The sequence below is a fragment of the Alistipes sp. DJF_B185 genome (assembly GCF_964250025.1).
Lineage (GTDB): Bacteria > Bacteroidota > Bacteroidia > Bacteroidales > Rikenellaceae > Alistipes > Alistipes finegoldii.
Genome location: NZ_CAXUDY010000100.1, coordinates 1 through 602 on the forward strand (window position 1 = coordinate 1; position 602 = coordinate 602).

General features: G+C 56.3%; 2 protein-coding genes. Both read right to left on the reverse strand.

What is annotated here, in order from left to right; translation table 11 throughout:
* The coding region (locus tag ACESTR_RS16415) for a DUF4133 domain-containing protein (RefSeq protein ID WP_347784819.1) at positions 1-207 on the reverse strand (207 nt) is incomplete at its 3' end.
* A gap of 23 nt (positions 208-230) precedes the next feature.
* On the reverse strand, positions 231-533 hold the full coding sequence (locus ACESTR_RS16420) for a DUF4134 domain-containing protein (protein ID WP_004319158.1): 303 nt from the start codon (positions 531-533) through the stop codon (positions 231-233).
* Between the last annotated feature and the right edge of the window lie 69 nt (positions 534-602).

Here is a 602-nt window from a genome sequence, read left to right on the forward strand (position 1 = left end):
GTTCAGGCGGAAGGTAAGCCAGACCAGCACCGAAGCCGCCGCAACGCCGAAAGCGATACATACCCACTGATCGACCCCTGCCATGTAGAGGATGACGAACACCACGAAGACGGCCAGCAGGCCGCCCGCGAAGATGAAGAGGTACTGCGCCTTCAGGCCCCGGAACTCCACGCTCTTGCCGATTCCCTTGTTGATTCCATATTCCATAATTATTTGCATGACAGGTTGGACTACAAGAAGAAAGAGCGTAGGATCGTCGCGGCGACAATCAGGAAAATACACGCGCCGAACCAGCTCGCGGCGGTCTTCGACGTGTCGGGGTCGCCGCTCGAAAACTTGTTATAGACCTTGATGCCCCCGATAAGGCCGACCACAGCCCCCACAGCGTACACGAGTTTCGTGCCGGGGTCGAAGTAGCTGGTTACCATGTTGGTAGCCTCCGTAATGCCGGCGATGCCGTTGCCCTGCGCGAAAGCGGAGGAGATGGCGGCAAAGAGAAATGCCGCCGGAAGAAGAATCTTGTTCTTTCTCATAACTCGATAATGTTTGAATTGTGGCGCGGGGATGGATAGGCCCCGCACCGGGTTAAACTTCTTGATTCG

Bases quoted from the DNA above. Each gene is read 5' to 3' on its own strand.
- ACESTR_RS16420 (WP_004319158.1), bottom strand. From the start codon at position 533: ATGAGAAAGAACAAGATTCTTCTTCCGGCGGCATTTCTCTTTGCCGCC.